This window comes from Microbacterium murale, from assembly GCF_030815955.1.
Taxonomy (GTDB): domain Bacteria; phylum Actinomycetota; class Actinomycetes; order Actinomycetales; family Microbacteriaceae; genus Microbacterium; species Microbacterium murale_A.
On the sequence record NZ_JAUSXK010000001.1, the window covers coordinates 2,378,731 to 2,399,383 of the forward strand.

A 20,653-nucleotide genomic window follows, 5' to 3' on the forward strand; every position below is an offset into this window, starting at 1 on the left:
CGAGCACGCGCTCTAGACTTGGGTCATGATCGACCTCGCTCTTCTCCGCGACCAGCCCGACCTCGTCCGCCGCTCGCAGGTGGCGCGCGGCCACGATGCCGCCACCGTCGACCAGGCGATCGATGCCGATCGATCGCGTCGGGCCGCCCTGAGCACGTTCGAGGATCTGCGTGCGGAGCAGAACGCTTTCGGCAAGCAGGTCGCCAAGGCGCCCAAGGAGGAGAAGGCTGCTCTGGTCGCCCAGGTGAAGGAGCTCGCCGAACGCGTCAAGCAGGCGCAGCAGGCGGCGAACGAGGCGGCGGATGCTGCGGCATCCGCCCTCGCCCTCATCGAGAACGTCGTGATCGACGGCGTGCCGGCCGGCGGCGAGGCGGACTTCGTCGAGCTGCGCCGCGTCGGCGAAGCACCGACCTTCGACCCGGCCTCCTTCCCGAACGGACCGAGGGACCACCTCGAGATCGGCGAACTGCTCGGCGCGATCGACATGGAACGCGGCGTGAAGGTCTCCGGCTCGCGGTTCTACTTCCTCCGCGGCATCGGTGCGCGCCTCGAGATCGCGCTGATGAACATGGCACTCGACAAGGCGTTGCAGAACGACTTCGTGCCGATGATCACCCCCACCCTCGTGCGCCCGGAGATCATGCAGGGCACCGGATTCCTCGGCGAGCATGCGGATGAGGTCTACCACCTCGACAAGGACGACGACCTCTATCTGGTCGGCACCAGCGAGGTCGCGCTCGCCGGATATCACAAGGACGAGATCGTCGACCTGACCGGCGGCGCACTGCGCTATGCGGGCTGGTCGACCTGCTACCGCCGCGAGGCGGGCTCCTACGGCAAGGACACCCGCGGCATCATCCGCGTGCATCAGTTCAACAAGCTCGAGATGTTCGTCTACACGACCCCGGAGGATGCCGAGGCGGAGCACCTGCGCCTCGTCGCCCTGCAGGAGGAGATGCTCACCTCTCTCGGACTGTCGTACCGGGTGATCGACGTCGCCGCGGGCGACCTCGGATCGAGCGCCGCGCGCAAGTACGACATCGAGGCGTGGGTTCCGACGCAGGATGCGTTCCGGGAGCTCACCTCTACCTCGAACTGCACCACTTTCCAGGCGCGCCGCCTCGATGTGCGGCACCGTCCCGAGATGGAAGACGGCGCGACTGCGAAGACGCAGCATGTCGCAACGCTGAACGGCACTCTCGCGACGACGCGTTGGATCGTGGCGTTGCTCGAGACTCACCAGCAGCCCGACGGCTCCGTGCTCGTTCCAGAGGCGCTGCGGCCCTACCTCGGCGGGCTGGAAGTGCTGGAGCCGACGCTGCGACAGGCCCAGGGCTCGGTTCGGCAGGCAGTGAAGTGACGACTGCCTGGCTCGTCGGCCTCGACGTCGACGGCACGATCATCCTGCAGGACGAGACCATGAGCCCCGGCGTACCTAAGGCGGTCGCGCGCGTGCGCGACGCCGGTCACTTCGTGACGATCGCCACCGGGCGCAGCTGGATGGCCACCGAGCGCTGGGTCGACGCACTCGAGATCACGCCGGAGTTCGTGGTGTGCTCCAATGGCGCTGTCACGATGCGTCGCGTGGGCGACGCGTGGGAACGCTGGCACGTCGAGACGTTCGATCCGACGGCGGTGCTCGCGCTGCTGACCGAGCGACTGCCGGAGGCGCACTACATGGTGGAACTCGCGACAGGGCAGCGCCTCTTCACTGGTGAGCTCGATGACTGGACGCTCAACGGCGGGCGCTTGGTCGAGCTCGACGAACTCGGCGCTGAGCCGGTGTCGCGCGTGGTCGTGGTGTCACCGGGCCACAGCGAGGACGACTTCCACCGGCTGGTGGCGGATGCCGGACTCAATGAGGTCTCGTATGCCATCGGCTGGACCGCGTGGCTCGACATCGCGCCGCAGGGCGTTGACAAGGGGACGGCACTGGAGCGCGTCCATGCCGAACTCGGCATGGAAGGCGGCAACGTGTTCGTCGCCGGAGACGGTCGCAACGACCTGGGGATGTTCGGCTGGGCCCTCGGCGTCGGCGGCCGCGCGGTGGCGATGGGCCAAGCGGTCGACGAGGTCAAGGAAGCTGCAGGCGAGGTGACCGGAGACGTCGCCGACGGCGGACTCGCGACCGCCCTGGAATCGCTGCTGGGGTCGTCCAGCGGTCCCTCAGGTGGGGACGAGAGAATGAAACCGGCTAGACTCGACCACTGATCGACGGATTCGTCCGTCGATGGAGGGTTGTCCGAGTGGCCGATGGAGCTGGTCTTGAAAACCAGTGGGCAGAGATGTCTCGTGGGTTCGAATCCCACACCCTCCGCAGATACCTGACTGCGGTACCCGAGCACCGCTTCAGATTCGAAAGGCATTGAGTGAGCGAGAAGATCCGTCGCCGCAGGACTGTGGCCCGCCACGGTCAGCTGCGGTCCCCGGGCCCGATCAGCCAGCTCCTCAAGATCATCGGCGTCGCGCTCGCCGTCGTGCTGGTGAGCGGCGTGAGCGTCAGCGCCTTCGTCGTGAGCGACCTGTACGGCACTGCCACCGCGGATGCGGTGGAACTCGAGGACCAGAAGCCGATCCCGCCGGACATCAGCGAGTTCGAGGGCGGCTTCGACATGCTGCTCGTCGGCACCGACACCTGTGAAGAGGCATACGCTCAGCTGTTCGGCGACCGGTGCTCCGGCGATGACGCCGAAGGCAACCTCAACGACGTGAACATCCTGCTGCACGTCTCGGAAGAGCCTCGTCGCATCACCGCGGTGAGCTTCCCCCGCGACCTGATGCTCGAGATCCCCGAATGCACGCGTGCCGATGGCAGCACGACCTCGGCGATGAGCAAGCAGCCCCTCAACAGCGCATACATGGACGGTGGCCTGAACTGCGTCGCCAAGACGATCTCGAACGTGACCGGCCAGGACATCGAGTTCGCGGCATCCGTCACCTTCGGCGGCGTGATCGAGATCACCAACTCCATCGGCGGCGTCGACGTCTGCCTCGCGACGCCGATCAAGGACCGCTACACCGGCCTCGACATGGCGGCCGGCACTCACAACATCATGGGCCTTGAAGCACTGCAGTTCCTGCGGACGCGACACGGCGTCGGCGACGGCAGCGACCTCGGACGGATCGGCAACCAGCAGCAGTACATGTCGAGTCTGTCCCGCAAGCTCATCAGCGGCGAGGTTCTCGGCAACGTGCCGACCATGCTCCGGCTGGCGAACACCGCGCTCAGCAACCTCGAGGCCAGCACTTCGCTGACCAACCCGATGACGATCGTGCAGATCGCCCTCGCGGTGAAGGACGTGCCGTTCGAAGACATCGTGTTCCTGCAGTATCCGACCTACGAGGACCCGGACGACCCCAACAAGGTCGTCGCTGACACGACCTCTGCCCAGCTGATGTGGGACGCGATCAACGCGAACCAGCAGCTGCAGATCACCCACGAGAACACCGAGAACGACGGTGTGGTGGTGCAGGAGCCCGTGGCCCCCGCTCCCGATGGGACAGCGACGGAAGCGCCGGCGCCGACGGATACGGCAGTGGCACTGCCCGACTCGATCAAGGGCAACTCGGCCGCACAGCAGACCTGCTCGAACGGCAACGTCCGCGAGTAGGGCGCCGCGCCTAGCGTGCGTCGTCGACGTGGGTCGCCCGAACGGCCATGAACTGCCGACCGGGCAGCTCCACGCGCACGGACCCGGCGGGGTGCCTACCGGGAACCTGCTCGATCGTCATGTTCCAGGTATCGATCACCTCGACCCTCCACTGTCCCTCAGGCAGCACGAGATTGCGGAACCGTGGACGGTTGAAGCCGAAGTAGCCCACGCGAACACGGTCGGAACCACCCCACGGCACATCCCAGTCACTGGGAAGCGGGTCCCATACTCCGGCCGGTGCCTCGGCGATGAGCCGTTCGAGGAAGCCGATGCGCTCAGGTGAGCTCCCATGCAGCTCGCCACCCTTGGACCACCACAAGACGTCGTCGTCGAGCCCGAGCGCGTCCGGCAGGTATGTCTCGCCGTGTCCGACGTATCCGCCGCGGACAGCGCCCTCCCAGAATCGGCGCACCATCTCCTCGCCGGTGATGTTGCCCCAGCCCTGATCGATGTCGCCCTCATAGGCGCACTCGTCGATGACGACGGGCTTTCCCCAGCGTTCGCGCCACTCATCGGTGTTCTCGGCCGTGCGGTACACATCGACGCGCTGCACGCTGACATGCGTGATCCAAGGAGCGTTGTAGTCGTAGAACGGGCGGCAGTTGTGGATCGAGTTCAGATGTCCGAAAGCATCCTCTTCCCCGACGATGGCGGCCAGGCGCTCCCAGTCGGGGGTGTCCTTCGACCACAGCAGGTCGTACTCGTTCGCCATCGACCACCACACGTTCGCGAAGCCGGACAACCGTCGCACGACGTAGCGCAGATAGCGTTCGTCGACCGCCGGGCCGAGGTCGGCGAAACCCCAGCGGTCGTAGGCGTGGAACAGGATGAGGTCGGCCTCGATGCCGAGAGCTCCCAACTGGGCGATGCGCTTCTCGAGCCGACGGAAGTGCGCGGGGTCGAATCGTTCGAGATCGAAGCCGTCGGCGAGCGAGCCGGCGAACGGGAAGTCGTCCGGCTCGTTCGCGTTGTACAGATACGACTTGGGGAACACGCACATGCGGATCTTCGTGAAAGGTGCATCGGCCAGTGTCGCGAGAGTCTGCTCCTGGAGTGCTTCCGGCTGATGCGTCCAGGCGTACGCGGTGGTTCCGAGCGGGCGGTGAGGTGTGCCATCGGCATGCCGGAAATGGAAGCCGGCGACGCGAACAGGCCCGTGCGACCCATCGCGCGCGGGCCCGACCGTCGCGGTGCCGGTGATCCCATCCAGCGATCTGGCGGTCGATCGCGTCTCGAACGTCCACTCTCCTTCGTGATCCGCGAGCGCACGGATGACGTATACGCCATCGCCGTCGTAGAAGCCGCCCGCCCGCACCTGCTCGCCGCCGCGCGTGAAAACGGCATCCAGCTCGACGTCGACGAACGGATTGCCGTGCGACGGGCCGACGATCCGGATCTCCAGTGGATCCCACAGCGCGACGGATGCGGGCGGCGTGAGGGCAGCGGAGCCCCGGGCGACCGCGTCGCCTTCGTACGCGGCATCTGCGGTGATCGCCGGAGCGTACGGCGCTCGCTCCTCGCCGTCGCCTACTTCTGCCAGTGCTGTCCACAGTCGCTCGCGCGCGGCGGGATCCTCCAATTCCGGCACGAGCGCGATGAGCTGGCCCAGGCGCACACCGCGGTACTGCTGCGCCATCGGCGACGCGGCGATGCCGGGAAGGTGGCGCTCGATGACGGCACGGCCGACGGGGCTGTCGAGTGTGTCGCCGAGAGTGGAGGCGCGATCGAACATGAGAATCCTCTGGTCAGGCGGTGGCGGTGCGCACGGCGGCGTCGACGCGCGCGAGCACGTCCGGTGGGGTGAACATGAGGGCGCCGGCCAAGGTGCGTCCGGCGCCCCAGACCGTGTCGACGCGCACGGCTTCGGCCCGCGTCGGGTCGACCTCGGCGAGGGTGTCGAGCAGGGCGCGGTACGCCCGCTCATCGTCGATGACTTCCGACAGCGGCGCATCGAGTCCGGGCAATGAAGGGCGTAAGGGCGCACGCTCCGCCCGATAGCGCCACTCATGCGTTCCCGCGCCGACCTCGTCCGGGGCGCCAGGCACCGACACCTCGGCTGTCGTGTTGGCGGGGACGACGGCGGTCACGACGATCTCGCCCGAGTCGCCGGCCCCTCGACGCCAGGAGACGGATGCTGTTCCATACGGTGTCCGGTGACGTGCGGTTGCATGCGTCAGCGCGGCGAGTGGTCGTGGGGCGATCCGCAGGCGACGGTACCCCGGTTCGGCGGGGGCGAGCCCCGCCACGGTGCGATGCAGCCAGTCGGCGACAGCACCCAGCGCGTAGTGGTTGAACGAGGTCATCTCGCCCGGATTGACCGTACCGTCCGGCAGCAGCGAATCCCAACGTTCCCACACCGTCGTCGCGCCCTGCGTCACGGGATACAGCCACGACGGGCATTCGGTCTGCAGCAGAAGACGTTCTGCGGCGGCGAGATGCCCGCTCCCGGTGAGGGCGTCCGTCACGAGGGGGGTCCCGACGAAACCCGTGTCGATGCGGTAGCCGCCCTCGCGGACGCGTGTCGTGAGACGCTCGCCGAGCGCGTGGCGCAAGTCGGGATCTGTCACCAGATCGAACTCCAGCGCCAGCGCGTAGGCGGTGACGGCGTCGCTCATCATACGACCGCCCGGGGTGACGTACTCGGCCACGAATGCCGAACGGCTGCGCTCGGCGAGGGCGTCGTAGATGGTTGCGTCCTCATCGAATCCGAGCAGCGCCGCCGCGTCGGCGACCTGGCGGAGAGATCGGGCGAGATACGCGGTCGCGACGATGTCGGAATCGGTCTTCGCCTGGCCCGGCTTGTCCGGAGGAGCTGCAGGGTCGAGCCAGTCGCCCAGCTGCATCCTTCCTGCCCAGAGCCCGCTGTCTCCGGCATCCCGGAGGACGGCATCGACCCAGTCGCGCATGCTCGCATACTGGCCGGCGACCACGTCACGGTCTCCGAAACGCTCGAACAGCACCGTCGGCACGACGGTGGCGGCATCTCCCCAGGCGGCAGGAGTGGCGCTGTCGGCGCTTCCGAAACCCGGCAGTGCGGCCGGCACAACGAGGGGCACCGATCCATGGTGATGCTTCTGCTCGTGGGAGAGGTCGCGCAGCCAAGAGGTGAGAAACCCGTTGCAGTCGTACAGGAAGCTCGCAGTGGGCGAGAAGACCTGGATGTCGCCCGTCCAGCCGAGGCGCTCGTCGCGCTGAGGACAGTCAGTGGGGATCGAGAGGAAATTTCCGCGCATGCCCCAGACGACGTTCTCGTGCAGGCGGTTCAGCAGCGGATCGGATGTCTCGAACCATCCCGTACGCGTCATGTCGGTGTGCAGGACGACGGCTTCGACGTCGGCTGGATCCACGTCGACACCGCTCAGCTGCGCGTACCGGAAGCCGTAGAAGGAGAACCGCGATTCGAGTACGTCGTCCGAACCGGAGAGATCGAACGTCGCCGTCGCTGCGGCGTTTCGCAACGGCCGAAGCGACAACTCGCCGTCCTCGAGAACCTCGGCATGGCGGACGATCAGGCGATCCCCGGCTTCGCCGCGCACGCGGATGCGCAGACGGCCGACAAGGTTCTGACCGAAGTCGAGGATGCGCCTGCCGGATGGGGTGGTGATGACGTCGGCAACGGCGATGGACTCGATGCGTCGCACCGGAGGAGCGATCCTCGACTCCGGGACCGGTACGTTCTCGTAGCCGGGCAGCGCTGCGGCGCCGACCCTGACGGGCGCCCAGCGCGAGGCGATTCGTCGCAGGTCCTGATGCTCGCCGGCATAGATCCCGCTGTCGATGACGGGGCCGTCGCCGGCCGCCTGCCAGTCTTCACCGGTCGCCGCCATCGTCGCGGTGGTGCCATCGGCATAGGTCACTCGGAGCTGGGCCAGGAAGGAAGGCTGAGTGCCGTACAACCGGTTGGTGAAGACGTAGAAACCGTACTTCTCGGTGTACCAGGCGCCCGCGATGGTGGCAGCGAGGTGGTTCTCACCCTCGCGGACGAGGGCTGTGACGTCGACCGTCTCGTGCACGAGGCGGTCGCGATATGAGGTCCAACCCGGCGAGAGGACGTCTTCGGAGACCGCTGTGCCGTTGATCTCGGGTTCGGCGACGCCGAGTGCCGTCCAGAACAGCAGAGCCCGATCGATCGGTCGATCGATTCGGAACGACGTGCGCACGACTGCGGGCTGTGCTTCTCGTTCCGGCGCGGCCAGCCCGATGGGCCGCGCCACCCACTCTCCGTCGTCGAGGAATCCGGACTCGACTCGCAACGGGTCGCTCCAGTCGGTCTCTGCACCGGATGCGGCGCGAGCGCGCACCCGCACCGTGCGGACCTCGCCGGCAGACAACGGCATGAACGGCCACGCGATCAGCGCACTGTCCCGTCCCTCGAGCGTGATGGTCTCTCGGCCGTCGCTCAGTTCTGCCCCCGCCTGCAGCCAGCCGTCCGCATCGTCCGTCACCGTCCAGGTGAGACGAGGCGTGCGGGTCGCGACGAAGGCGGTGTCGTCACGGAGCTCCGCACGCAGCCCCGAGATGTGTGCGGCAGCGGTCATTCGTCGTTTCCTTCAACAGTCCAGTGCTCCACCGCGACGTCTCCCGAGACCGCGTAGACGCCGATGACTCGTCCGGTGAAGGACTCGCACGTCTCGGAGGAGAGGAAGCGTCCGTCGATCTGCGCGAGTTCGATGCGCTCACCGTCGATTGTCGCACCGAGGTGGAACACGTCACTGGTGCGCGGGAATCCCGTTGCGGCCTCCGGCTTTCGTGAATCGATGTGCAGGTCGAGTGCTGTCGTCGTCAGCGGCACTGTCCACTCCTGGACGAGGCCGGCGACGACGGCGCGGGCTGTCAGTGTCCCATCGCCTGCCTCGACCTCGACATGGAAACGCTCGTCGTAACGCACAGCCACGCCGCCGACGCCCGCACTCACATCAACGCGCACGGTGGCGGCGTTCGTGAGGTGCTCCTGGCGGCGGCCGAGGAAGACCGGGTGAGAGTCATCGAGGGTCCGGCCAGTGCCGTGGAGGACGAGGTTGCCGGGGCGGGAATCGAGATCGGCGATGGATGCCGGTGTCGCGCGCACAGCGATCCATTCGCCGTCGAGGGGCTGCTCAGACCCGAAGTCCACGTCCACACGTGTGCCGGGACGGGCGTTCAGATGCACAGGATCGATCGCCGGCCAACCGTTGTCTTCCCAGCGCACCGTCGTCACGAAGGACTCGCGACCCAACGCCGAGAATGCGCGGGTCATGCTGCGCGGTCGCACGCCCAACAGCACGCACAACCAATCGCCGTCCGGTCCGACGACGAGGTCGCCGTGCCCGGTGTTCTGCACGGGGCGGATCGTCGAACGTGCAGAGACGAGCGGGTTCTGCGGTGCGGTCTCGAAGGGGCCGGCGGGGGAGTCTCCACGCGCGATCGAGATGCCGTGTCCGCGTTCCGTGCCGCCCTCGGCGATCATGAGGTACCAGAGTCCGTTGACCTCGTAGAGGTGCGGAGCTTCGGGGAACTGCCCGCCGGTGCCGGACCAGACGGATCGAGGCTCTTCCAGCGCGACGTGTCGATCGAGGTCGACCGTCACCTGCTGGATGCCGAGGTGCTGTCCGGAGTTCTCACCACCGAGGATCAGCCCGGAGTACGTGATGTAGACGGTGCCGTCCGCATCCCAGGCGATATCAGGGTCGATGCCGTCGATCGATCCTGACCCGTCCTGCTTCAGGATGAGGTCGCCGTCGCTCCACGGGCCGGCGGCGTCGGCAGCCGTGAAGTGCAGCATGCCTCGGCCCATGGCGTCCGTGATGACGAGATGGAAGATTCCGTTTCGGTGCCTGATGGTCGGCGCCCACGCGCCTCCCGCCGTCGGCACGTCCTCGACGGCCAATTGACCGGGGGCAGTGGCGACATGGCCGATGAGTTCCCATGTCTCGAAGTCGCGGGACCGATGGATCGGGATGCCCGGCAGGTATTCGAACGTCGAGGTCGCGAGGTACCACTCGTCGCCATCGTCAGCGGAGACCCGCACGACGGAGGGGTCGGGATGGAAGCCGTTCACGAGCGGGTTGTAGAGCGTGGTCATGCGGCATTCCAGTCGATCCTGATCGGGAGCTCGGCGACGGAGGAGCCGACTCGCAGCGTGTAGAGCCCCGGCTCGACCACCCATTCTCCCGCCCAATGGGCAAGACGGCGAGAGGGCACGGGCACAGTGGCCGTCACCGTCTGCCCCGGTGAGGCGTGGACGACCGCGAAGCCGACGAGCCAGCGCGCGGGGCGTTCCACAGCGGAATCGGGTGCTTCGGCATAGACCTGGACGACCTGCTTGCCGGGCCGCTGCCCGGTGTTGGACAGCGTCACCTCGACTGTGTCGCCCTGACGTTGCGCCGCTCCCCATGCCCACGAGGTGTACCCGAGTCCATGGCCGAACGGGAAAGCGGGTTCGACAGCATCCTTGAGCCATGCCCGGTAACCGATATGAAGTCCTTCGCGGTACACCAATCGCCCATCGGTCGGGGTGACCTCTGACACCGGGACGTCGGCGAGCGAAGCCGGCCAAGTCGTGGGAAGACGGCCGCCGGGCTCGGCCGCACCGCTCAGGACGTCGGCGATCGCGTGACCGAACTCCTGCCCGCCGAAGTATCCCTGCACGATCGCCGCGACCTCGCTCGCCCAGGGCAGGACGACGGGGGAGCCGGCGTTGACGACGACGACCGTCGGTGTTCCGGTCGCCGCGACGGCGCGCACCAGATCGTCCTGGCGACCGGGAAGATCGAGGTCGACGCGGTCGTACCCCTCGGACTCGACCTTCGAGTTCGTTCCCACGACGACGATCGCGACTTCGGCGGACTCCGCCGTCTTGACTGCGCGTGCGATGAGTTCATCGGGGTTGGTGCGTTCGGGGGCGATACCGAGCGTCACGCTCAGCGCGCCGTCGAGTGCGCCCCGCGACGCGCGGGTGAACTCCGCGCGGATGTCGATCGTGCGGTTCGCCTGCACTTGAACCGGCGTGGTCAGCGACGGCGGGTTCAGGAACGCTGCGCCGAGATCCGTGCCCTCGAGGACCGGTGAATCATCGAGGACCAACGCGCCATCGACGAACAGCCGCCCAGGGTTGGCGCCGGCGAACCCGAGTTGGATCTCTCCGGTCTCCGCGGGCGTGTATCTCGTCTCCAGCACGACAGTGCGACTTGCTCCGATCGGAGCATCGCCGCCGAACCAGACCAGCGCCGTTGCGCGGCGATCCTCCGCGAACAGCGCATCGCCGTTCGCGTCGCGGAAGGTCACGCGCAGACCAGGTTCACCCGTGATCGGATTGACGATCGCGGTCAGCGGGATCTCGGAGACACCCTCCTGCACGACGGCGCCGAGTTCGTAGTGCACGTCGGCACCGGCGAAGGCATCACGGATCGCATCGAGCGGCGAGACGACTTCTTCGGGAACCACTGTCGCCGAGCCGCCACCCTGCGTACGCGCCTCGCGGGCGTTGTGGCCGATCACGGCGATGGAACGAGCACCGGTCTGCAGAGGAAGGATGCCGTCATTCTGCAGCAGTACCGATCCCTCAGCCGACGCTGCGCGCACGAATGCCGGACCGTCAACGGGTGCGGGGTCGATCTTCCGGCCGCCCTCGAGCGCGCCGACGCGCTCGGCGAGAAGCAGGATGCGCAGCACCTTCCGGTCGATATCCGCCTCCTGGACGCGACCGTCGCGAACGGCTGCGACCAGGTCGGCCCACGCCGGCGCAGGGCCGGGCATCGCGAGATCCTGAGCCGCGGCCACGGCATCGAGCGACCGCACCGCGGTCCAGTCGCTCACCACGACCCCGTCGAAGCCCCATTCACTGTTCAGCGGCGACTCCAACAGATCGTTCTCGGTCATCGTCACCCCGTCGACCGCGTTGTACGAGCTCATGATCGACCACGCTCCGGCCTCGACGGCACGCTCGAAGGGGGCGAGGTAGAGCTCACGCAGTGCGCGTTCGTCGATCTCCACGTCGACCGTGAACCGGTCCGTCTCGGAGTCGTTCCCGATGTAGTGCTTGGGAGTCGCGGCGACGCCATTGTCCTGGAGACCCCGAACATAGGCGGCGGCGAGTTCCGCGGTCAGCTCAGGATCTTCACTGAAGCACTCGAAATGCCTGCCACCGAGGGGGGATCGGTGGAGGTTGATCGTCGGACCCAGCACGACATCGACTCCTTTGCGGCGAGCTTCGGCAGCGGCGGCCGCGCCGTAGCGATAAGCCAGTTCGACATCCCAGGAGGCGGCCAGAGCCGATCCCGATGGCATGTTGAGAGAAGGCTCGCGCTCGTCCCATCGTGGCCCGCGTACACCGGCGGGGCCGTCGGAGAGAGTGAGGGAACGGAGCCCGATCTCCGGCACGGGGACGGTCGTCCAGAAGTCGGCCCCCTGCACGAGGGCGGCCTTCTGCTCCAGGGTGAGACGCTCGAGCAGCGGCACGAGGTGAGCGGCTGTCTCCGGGTGTGCGGCGGTCATGCGGCTGATCCTTCTGAGTTCTTCTGCGCGTCGATGAGCGCGCGGCGGTCGACACGACGCTTCTGCTGGGCATCCGGGTCGGGGACGGGAGCGGCAAGGAACAGCCGTTGCGTGTAGGGGTGCTGGGGACGCGCGGTGACCTGATCGCCGTCGCCGGTCTCGACGAGTTCACCCTGGTACATCACTGCCACTCGGTGGCTGATGTGACGGACGACCGCGAGGTCGTGAGAGATGAAGAGGTATGCGACACCGGTGCGCTCCTGGATCTCGATGAACAGGTCGAGAACACGCGCCTGTGTGGACAGATCCAAGGCAGATACCGGCTCATCGCAGACGATGAGCTTGGGATCCAGCGCCAGCGCGCGGGCGATCGCCACGCGCTGGCGCTGCCCACCCGAGAACTCGCGAGGCAGCCGACGGGCAGCATCCGCCGGAAGGCCGACGCGATCGAGCAGGTCTGCGACGCGCATGTTCGCCTGCTTGGCCGGGACGCCGCGCGCGGTGAGCGGCTCAGCGAGGATCTGAGCGATCGTCATAGAAGGATTCAGCGACGAGTACGGATCCTGGAACACGACCTGGATCTCGCTGGCGAGCGCGCGACGCTCTCTGCGTCCCAGATGTCCGATCTCCTGCCCGTCGTACCGCACGGAACCCTGCTTGATCGGAGCGAGACCCAGCACGGCGCGACCGAGGGTGGTCTTGCCTGAGCCGGACTCACCGACCAGGCCGACGGTCTCCCCAGGGCGGATGTCGAGCGAGACGCCCTTGAGGGCGTGGAAGGGCTGGGCGCGGAAGCCTTTTCCCGGATAACTGACGTGGAGGTCTTCGACCTCGAGGAGCGTGGTCATGATCGTCCTCCTGCTGTGCTGGTGAGCGAGCCGCGGGCCGGACCCTCATCGAGGATCGAGTCCAGCAGACTCTGCGTGTATGCGTGCGCCGGAGCGCCCAGAATGGTGCGCACGGGACCCTGTTCAACGAACAGGCCCTGCTGCATGACGGTCACCCGGTCGCACAGGTCGGCCACGACACCGAAGTTGTGCGTGACGAGCAGCATCGCCATCTGGCGCTCGCGCTGCAGGTCGCGCAGCAGGTCGAGAACCTCGGCCTGCACTGTCACATCGAGCGCCGTCGTCGGCTCGTCAGCGATGATGAGATCGGGATCCGTCGAGACGGCGCCCGCGATGAGGACACGCTGAGCCATCCCGCCTGACACCTCGAACGGGTAGGCGTCGAAGGTTCGCTTCGGGTTCGGGATGCCGACACGGTCGAGCAGCCCGAGCGCCCGGTCGGTGGCGTCCTTCTTCGACAACCCCAGGTGCTTGCGCAACGGTTCGACCAGCTGATACCCGATCGTGAACGACGGGTCGAGGTTGCTCATCGGCTCCTGCGGGATATAGCCGACGCGCTTGCCTCGGATGGCCGAGTAGACGCGCTCCGAGGCATCTGCCAGTTGCGTTCCCTCGTACTCGATCGACCCCGCCGTGACGCGGCCGCCCCGTGGCAGCAGGCCCAGCACGGCGAACGCGGTCTGCGTCTTGCCTGACCCCGACTCGCCGATCAGACCGTGGACCTCACCCTTGCGGATCTGCAGGGACACGCCGTGCACGACCTCGATGTCCGGGCCGTCGGTCTGCTCGTAGCCCACGCGCAGGTCGGAGACGGACAGCACGGTTGCGGAGGGAAGCTGCGCAGTGCGCTCGTCATCCGGGTGCACGATCGTCTCGCCGATCACGGGTATCGGTGCCGAATCCTCGAGCGCATCGATGTCGCCTCCGGAAAGGCTCATCGATGTGGTCACCGCGGCGATGGATCCCGTCGCAGTCGTCACTGCACGACGGCGGCGACGGCGGGGTGCCACGGTGCGCTCCAGGACATCCCTCATCCCGTTGGCCAGCAGAGTCAGGGCCACCGACGTGAGAGCGATCGCGAGAGACGGCCACAGCATGAGAAGGGGCTGCTTGTAGATGTTCGCGAAGCCGTCGTTGAGCATTCCGCCCCAGGTAGGGACGCTCATGTCACCGAGGCCGAGGAACTCCAGTCCGGATTGGATGGCGATCGCTATGCCGGCGATGATCGCCGACTGGATGATGATCGGTGCGCGGACGACCGACAGGATATGGCGGCCGATGATGCGCATGTCTGAAAGGCCGGAGACGCGGGCGGCGTCGACGTAGAGCTCGCCGCGTACGCCGGACACGGCCGCGTACACGAGGCGGTAGTAGGCGGGGGCGAGCAGGATGCCGAAGATGAGCATCGCCAGCCATACGCTCGGGCCGAGCACGGCACGCGCCGCGAGCAGCACGACGATCCCGGGTAGCGCCATGACCAGTGAGGTGATCCAGGACGCGACGGAGTCGAACCACCCGCGGTAGTAGCCGGCGATGAGGCCGGAGACGACGCCGAGCAGCAGCGCGGTCAGGACAGCGACGAGCGCGGCGGCGAGGGTGATCTGCGTCGCGGCGAGGAGACGCGACAGCACGTCTCGACCCGCGCTGTCCGCACCCAGTGGGTGGTCTGCACTCGGCGGAGCGAGCACCAGTTGCAACGACGCCGCGCTCGGATCGAACGGTGCGATCCACTGGCCGATGATCGCGATGATCGTGACGAGCACCAGGAACATCAGGGAGACGAGCGACACCGGCCGTCTCATCAGGCGACGAAGCAGCGAAGTCTTCGCCGCAGGTGTCGGAATGACGGAGGGAACCTCGATAGCGGTCATGAGAGTCGCACCTTCGGGTTGAGCGCGGCTTGCGCGAGATCGATGACGAGGTTCACGATGATGACGATCACCGCGAACGCGATCACAACTCCCATGACGACGGGGATGTCGCCCTGCGTGGTCGCGGAGACCGTGAGCTGGCCCATCCCTGGCAGGGCGAAGACCTGCTCGACGATGACCGCTCCGCCGAGGAGTCCGATGAACTGCACGGCGAGCACAGCGAGTGCTGGGCCGCCGGCGTTGCGGAGGACGTGCTTGTAGACGACGCTGTTGCTGGACAGGCCACGGGCGCGAAGCGTGCGAACGTAATCGCGCGACATCGCGTCGACGACGGATCCGCGCACCTGCTGTGCCACCGCAGCGATCGCGCCGAATGAGAGCGCCGCGATCGGCAGGGTCACCGAGGTCAACCAGCCGCTGAAAGAGTCGGTGATCGGGATGTACCCGGTCGCCTTGAACCAGTGCAGATTGATCGCGAACAACAGCACGAGGTAGAGCGCGATGAGGAAGCCGGGGATCGCGAAGCCGAGGACCGAGACGAACTGGACGAGCGCGTCGATCCAGCCACCGCGGCGCGCCGCGAGGACGCCGAGGACGATCGCCAGGACGGCGGAGATCACCGTCGCGCCGATGACCAAGGACAGACTGACGCTAAGTCTTCCCCCGAGGCTCACCGACACGAGCTGGCCGTTGAACCAGGAGCGACCGAGATCGCCGGTCAGTGCGGAGGTCAGCCAGTCCCAGTACTGCACCGCGAGCGGACGGTCAAGGCCCAGCTCGGCGGACTTCTGCGCGACGAGTTCCTCCGTCGCGTTCTGGCCGAGGATCCGACGCGCGATGTTCGCGCTGTCGAGGAAGAGAAGCCCGAACGTCACGACGGAGATGACGAAGAGCAAGACGACGCCGGCGAGGATCCGGCGCGCGATGAACATGAGCATGCTGCGCTCCTGTGATGAGAGGTATGGGGATCCGGCCCGCCCGCCGAAGCAGACGGGCCGGCAACGGGCCTACTGCTTCGGCTGGAAGTCGTAGATGGCGGGGTAGGCATTCGTAGGGAGCGGCTCGACCGTCGTGTTCGCGTCGGTGGCGAAGCTGCCTTGGACGCGGTAGAACGGGGCGAACCACGCCTGCTCCACGAGGTACGTGTTCAGTTCCTTCGCCACCGAGGCTTGGGTCGCCTCGTCGCCGAACTGGATCTGCTCGATGTACTCGTTCACCTTCGGGTCCTCGGAGTGGAACGGGTTGAATATCGCGGTCGGCGCGACCATGAACTGGATCAACTGCCAGTCGGGGTTCTGCTCGAGCGCCATGAAGGCCGCTGGGAACTTCGGCGCGAGCATGTCCGCGATGAAGTTGTTGCCAGGATCGGTGTACTCGGCGGTCACGCCGATGTCGGCCAGCTGCTGCTCGATGAGCGTGTAGGTGGTGGCGCCCAGCACCGTCGACGAAGGCATCGACAGTGTGAAGCCGTCGGCGTAACCGGCTTCGGCCAGCAACTCCTTCGCTTTCTCGGGGTCGTAGCTGTAGTAGTCGTCGAGGTCGGCATCGTATGCCGCGGAGCCCGCGGGGAACACCTGGGTCGTCACGGTGCCGTTGCCCAGCTGCAGTGCTTCCAGGAGTCCCTCGCGATCGAACGCGTAGTTGAGTGCCTGGCGCACTCGCACATCGGCGAGGGCGGGGTTCATGGTCCCCGCACGGTCGAGCAGGAGGAGACCCTGGAAGTCGAGCTCGTTCGCGTTGACCGTCCATCCGGCGCCCTCGACTTCGGTGAGGTTGTCGTTGTTCGCGAGCTTCACACCGTTGGCCTCACCGGCCTTGATCGCGTTCAGGGAAGCCGTGGCGTCCTGCAGCACGTTGATGACGAGCTTGTCGTAGTGCTGGACGTCTGGATTCCAGTAGTCCGGGTTCTTCGTGTACGTGTAGCTCGTGCCGGTCACCGTGGCTGCGGCGTCGAGGACATACGGACCGGATCCGATCGGGTCTGTGGCGAGGTCGTCGTTGCTGAGCGATTCACCGCTCGCGACGAGGCCGGGATCGCGCGTGAGGTAGTTCAGCATGGCCGGGTCCGGCGCGCCGAGTGTGATCACGACGGTCGTGTCATCCGGTGCTGCGAAGCTCGTCACCCCAGCGAAGTAGCTCGCGTCGGGCGAGGTGCCCTCCTTGAACCGCTGCAGGTTGTCGACGACGACCTGGCCGGTGAGGCTCGACCCATCGCTGAAAGTGACGTCGTCGCGCAGCGTGAGAGTGAGCTCGGTGTTGTCGTCGTTGTACGACCACTCCGTCGCCAGCCAGGGCTCGATGGTTCCCTCTGGAGTGGCGAGAAGAAGCGTGTCGAACACCGCCTGGTAGAAGGGGGAGCGGTTTCCCCATTCGGATCCCGCCGGGTCGAACGTGGTGGGCGGTGTGATCGCACCGAGTGTGAGCGTGCCTCCGCTCGTGCCGCCCCCGCTCCCGTCCTCTGATCCCCCGGCGCAGCCGGTGAGAGCGAGAGCGGCGATGGCGATGGTGGCTGCTGTGGCCTTCCAACGGAACATCCTTGGTCCCTTCATTGCGGTGATGCCCCTGCGGATCACCTCTGCGGAGCGAAGTTAGCATCAAAATCGAACGGTTACTAGGTTTTTACGCCAAATAACTAGGAATCACTCGGTATTCGTTATAGAACTGAGGTGAAAGGTCCTCGGCTCTTGACCAACGGGGACGTGAGCTGGGATACGGTGACACCGATGACGAACACCACGGAGCCCCTGCACAGCCCGCGCCGGGCGCGCGGTGAGTACGCCAAGACGCGCGAGAGGCGGCAGACGATCCTCGACGCCGCGCTCGAGGTGTTCGCCGAAGCCGGCTACCGGTCAGGGTCGCTGCGCGAGGTCGCGCAGCGAGTCGGGATGAGCGAGGCAGGGCTGCTGCATCACTTCCGCAACAAGGTGGTTCTTCTGGAGGCGGTGCTGGAGCACCGCGACGACAAAGCTCGTGAGTTGGTTCCGATCGAGTCGGAAGACGGCGCGGCGGTACTTCGCGGCCTCGTGCGGCTCGCTGCTCATAACGCGTCGATCCCAGGCGTCGTCGAACTCTTCTGCACGCTGTCCGCCGAGGCCACCTCCCCCGATCACCCGGCGCACGCCTACTTCGTACGCCGATACGAGTACACCCGGACCCATGTCGAGGAAGCGTTCGCCGCGCTCGAAGCCGAGGGCCGGTTGAAAGCAGGCATGACGCCGAACCGCGGTGCCGTGACTCTCATCGCGATGATGGACGGACTGCAGGTCCAGTGGTTGCTCGACCGCAGCGTGGTGGACATGGCCGAAGAGCTTCGGCGTCTGTTCTCCGTGTTCGTCGACATCGACTGGAGTGTTGTCGACTCCGTCGAGGAGACGTCCGCATGATCCGCGTCCCGTTCGTCGACGGCTGGAGCGTCGGGCCGAAACTGGGCGCGTTCGAAGCTCGGGACGCTTCGACCGCGGCCGTGCCTGTGGTCATTCCGCATGACGCGTTGCGCGATCTGCCGAGATCGGCGGACAGCGTCCAGGGCGTGCACAGCGGATACGTTCCCGGCGGCGTCTTCGAGTACACGAAGACGTTCGAAGTTCCGGCCCGTTGGCAGGACAAGACTGTGCGGATCGAGTTCGAGGGTGTCTACCGCGACGCGACCGTCTATCTGAACGGCGACTTCGTCGCACACGAGGCGAACGGCTACGCAGCATTCACCATCGAGGCCGACCCGTTCCTCCGCTTCGGCGAGACGAACACCATCACCGTGGAAGCGCGCGTGCACAGGGACAGCCGCTGGTACACCGGCGGCGGCATCTACCGTCCGGTGCACCTCAGCGTCAGCGACCCCGTGCACATCGCTCTCGATGGTTCGGTCGCCACGACTCCGGACATCGATGAGGAGCGCGCCCTCGTCGAGATCGCGACACGCGTCGAGAACCAGACCAGGCACACAGCCGTGCGTCGGCTCACCTGGACCGTGTGCGACGGCGATGGGTCGGTGGTGGCGTCGGGAACGTCTCCGATCACGGTGCTGCCCGGCACGAGCAGCGTCGCACGAGCGCGGTTGCCCGTGGCGCATCCGCGCCTGTGGGGTCCGGAGGAGCCGCACCTCTACCGCGTGCACACCGTGCTGACCGGCGCGGAGAGCTCGGGGGAGAACGGCGTCCTGGACGAGGAAGAGATGCGTTTCGGCATCCGTCGTCTGCAGCTCGACACGACGCACGGCCTACGGGTCAACGGTGCTTCCATCGACCTGCGCGGTGCGTGCATCCATCATGACAACGGACCCCTCGGAGCCGTATCGATCGCCGCGGCGGAGGATCGCCGCATCCGCCTGCTCAAGGCTGCCGGGTTCAACGCGATCCGCAGTTCTCACAACCCCGCCAGTCGCGCGCTGCTCGATGCCTGCGACGTGCACGGGATGATCGTGATGGACGAACTCACCGACGTCTGGACGAAGTCGAAGACCGCTTTCGACGCCTCCATCGGCTTCGACGAGCGGTGGCAGAGCGACGTCGGAGCGCTAGTCCGGAAGGACATCAACCATCCCAGCGTGGTGCTCTACTCGATCGGGAACGAGATCCTCGAGCTGGCGACCCCGCATGGCGCAACCTGGAGTCGGCGTCTCGCCGAGGAGTTCCGCAGGCTCGATCCGACGCGATTCGTGACGAACGGCATCAACGGCATCATTGCGAACCTGGGGCGGATGGGCGACGCGATGGCGGAGGCCGAGTCAGCGGATCCCAACACGATGATGGCCGGCATGGGAGAGAAGATGGCGCTCATGAATGCGTCGTCATTGGTGACGGAATCGACCGAGGAATCGGCGGCCGTGCTGGATGTCGTCGGGTTCAACTACGCCGATTCACGCTACGAACTCGATGCTGAGCTCTTCCCGAACCGCATCATCGTCGGTTCGGAGACCTTCCCGGATCGCATCGCGTCGTTGTGGGCGGATGTGCGTCGGCTTCCGCATCTGATCGGTGACTTCACCTGGACGGGCTGGGATTACATCGGCGAAGCGGGTATCGGTCGCGTCGACTACACCGATGTCGAGGACTATGAGCCCACGGGCACCGCAGGTCCTTTCCCGTACCTGCTCGCGGGATGCGGGGATATCGACATCACCGGATATCGCCTGCCTGCGTCGCACTACCGCGAGATCGCCTACGGCTTGCGGGTCGAGCCTGCGATCGCCGTGCACCGCCCGCAGCACCACGGCCGTCCCACGGCGAAGACGCCGTGGTCGTGGGACGACGTGGTGACGAGCTGGACATGGGGTGTCGCGGAGGGCTCGCCCGTGACGGTCGACGTCTATGCGGATGCCGACGAGGTCGCTCTGTACCTGAACGGCGCTTTGCTCGCCCGCACGGTCGTCGGCGATCCGCTGCCGCTGATCGCGCGTTTCGAGACCGAGTACCGGCCGGGCGAGCTCATCGCCGTGTCGTACTCCGACGGAGTGGAGATCGCGCGTGCGTCGCTGCGCACCGCGGGTGAGCCGCGCCTCGTCGCCCAGGCGGAAAGCAACGAGGTCGACGCCCGAGAAGGACTCGCCTACGTCGTGATCTCTATCGAGGATGCCGAGGGCACGCTCGTCTGCGATGCAGATCGCCCGGTGACCGTTGAAGTCACCGGAGGAGAACTTGCAGGGATCGGCTCGGCGCGAGCTCGCACCGAGGAGTCGTTCTCAGGGCCGTCGTACACGACCTGCGATGGGCGCGTGCTCGCGATCGTGCGGCCGAACGGACCCGGCGAACTCCGGGTGACGGCGACGGCGCCGGAATCCGCGCCGTCCACGGTCACGATCACAGCGCGTTGA

13 protein-coding genes and 1 tRNA gene are annotated in these 20,653 nt (G+C 66.7%); 6 read left to right on the top strand and 8 right to left on the bottom strand.

Annotated elements, in window-relative coordinates; translation table 11 throughout:
* The first annotated feature begins 25 nt into the window (after nt 1–25).
* From serS to QFZ46_RS11635, 4 genes are all read left to right on the top strand, one after another.
* Complete coding sequence (serS, locus tag QFZ46_RS11620; protein ID WP_307361571.1) at nt 26–1,360, top strand: serine--tRNA ligase; 1,335 nt, start codon at nt 26–28, stop codon at nt 1,358–1,360.
* Nucleotides 1,357–2,211 (top strand): HAD family hydrolase, encoded by an 855-nt coding sequence (locus QFZ46_RS11625; protein WP_307361574.1) that lies wholly within the window; start codon nt 1,357–1,359, stop codon nt 2,209–2,211. Before serS ends, QFZ46_RS11625 begins: the two co-directional genes overlap by 4 nt.
* Before the next feature lie 21 nt (nt 2,212–2,232).
* Nucleotides 2,233–2,317 (top strand) — tRNA-Ser (locus tag QFZ46_RS11630).
* Between the two features lie 52 nt (nt 2,318–2,369).
* Entirely contained in the window at nt 2,370–3,611 is a 1,242-nt protein-coding gene (locus QFZ46_RS11635) for an LCP family protein (protein ID WP_307361576.1), read from the top strand.
* A 10-nt stretch (nt 3,612–3,621) separates the two neighbouring features.
* On the opposite strand, the gene QFZ46_RS11640 is transcribed toward QFZ46_RS11635, so the two are convergent.
* The 8 genes from QFZ46_RS11640 to QFZ46_RS11675 all read right to left on the bottom strand — a co-directional run bounded on the left by QFZ46_RS11640 (nt 3,622) and on the right by QFZ46_RS11675 (nt 17,378).
* Nucleotides 3,622–5,385, bottom strand: a complete 1,764-nt coding sequence (locus QFZ46_RS11640; protein ID WP_307361578.1) for a DUF5605 domain-containing protein — start codon at nt 5,383–5,385, stop codon at nt 3,622–3,624.
* 13 nt (nt 5,386–5,398) lie between these two features.
* Complete coding sequence (locus QFZ46_RS11645) at nt 5,399–8,191, bottom strand: alpha-L-rhamnosidase (protein WP_307361581.1); 2,793 nt, start codon at nt 8,189–8,191, stop codon at nt 5,399–5,401.
* Complete coding sequence (locus tag QFZ46_RS11650; RefSeq protein ID WP_307361583.1) at nt 8,188–9,714, bottom strand: glycoside hydrolase family 43 protein; 1,527 nt, start codon at nt 9,712–9,714, stop codon at nt 8,188–8,190. The genes QFZ46_RS11645 and QFZ46_RS11650 overlap by 4 nt, the downstream gene beginning before the upstream one ends.
* Nucleotides 9,711–12,125: a beta-glucosidase gene (locus QFZ46_RS11655; protein ID WP_307361584.1), complete on the bottom strand. Its 2,415-nt coding sequence runs from the start codon at nt 12,123–12,125 to the stop codon at nt 9,711–9,713. Before QFZ46_RS11655 ends, QFZ46_RS11650 begins: the two co-directional genes overlap by 4 nt.
* Nucleotides 12,122–12,973 carry an ATP-binding cassette domain-containing protein gene (locus tag QFZ46_RS11660; protein WP_373457646.1) on the bottom strand — a complete coding sequence of 284 codons (852 nt, stop codon included), beginning with the start codon at nt 12,971–12,973 and terminating at the stop codon, nt 12,122–12,124. Before QFZ46_RS11660 ends, QFZ46_RS11655 begins: the two co-directional genes overlap by 4 nt.
* Nucleotides 12,970–14,844 (bottom strand): dipeptide/oligopeptide/nickel ABC transporter permease/ATP-binding protein, encoded by a 1,875-nt coding sequence (locus QFZ46_RS11665; protein WP_307361586.1) that lies wholly within the window; start codon nt 14,842–14,844, stop codon nt 12,970–12,972. The genes QFZ46_RS11660 and QFZ46_RS11665 overlap by 4 nt, the downstream gene beginning before the upstream one ends.
* Nucleotides 14,841–15,782, bottom strand: a complete 942-nt coding sequence (locus QFZ46_RS11670) for an ABC transporter permease (RefSeq protein ID WP_307361589.1) — start codon at nt 15,780–15,782, stop codon at nt 14,841–14,843. The genes QFZ46_RS11665 and QFZ46_RS11670 overlap by 4 nt, the downstream gene beginning before the upstream one ends.
* Nucleotides 15,783–15,851: 69 nt before the next feature.
* Nucleotides 15,852–17,378, bottom strand: coding sequence for an ABC transporter substrate-binding protein (locus QFZ46_RS11675; RefSeq protein WP_307361592.1), 1,527 nt, complete (start codon nt 17,376–17,378; stop codon nt 15,852–15,854).
* A 189-nt stretch (nt 17,379–17,567) separates the two neighbouring features.
* Here QFZ46_RS11675 and QFZ46_RS11680 point away from each other — a divergent pair, with 189 nt between their 5' ends.
* Together QFZ46_RS11680 and QFZ46_RS11685 are read left to right on the top strand one after the other, a co-directional pair.
* Nucleotides 17,568–18,227 (top strand): TetR/AcrR family transcriptional regulator, encoded by a 660-nt coding sequence (locus QFZ46_RS11680; RefSeq protein ID WP_307361594.1) that lies wholly within the window; start codon nt 17,568–17,570, stop codon nt 18,225–18,227.
* Nucleotides 18,224–20,653: a glycoside hydrolase family 2 TIM barrel-domain containing protein gene (locus QFZ46_RS11685; protein WP_307361596.1), complete on the top strand. Its 2,430-nt coding sequence runs from the start codon at nt 18,224–18,226 to the stop codon at nt 20,651–20,653. Before QFZ46_RS11680 ends, QFZ46_RS11685 begins: the two co-directional genes overlap by 4 nt.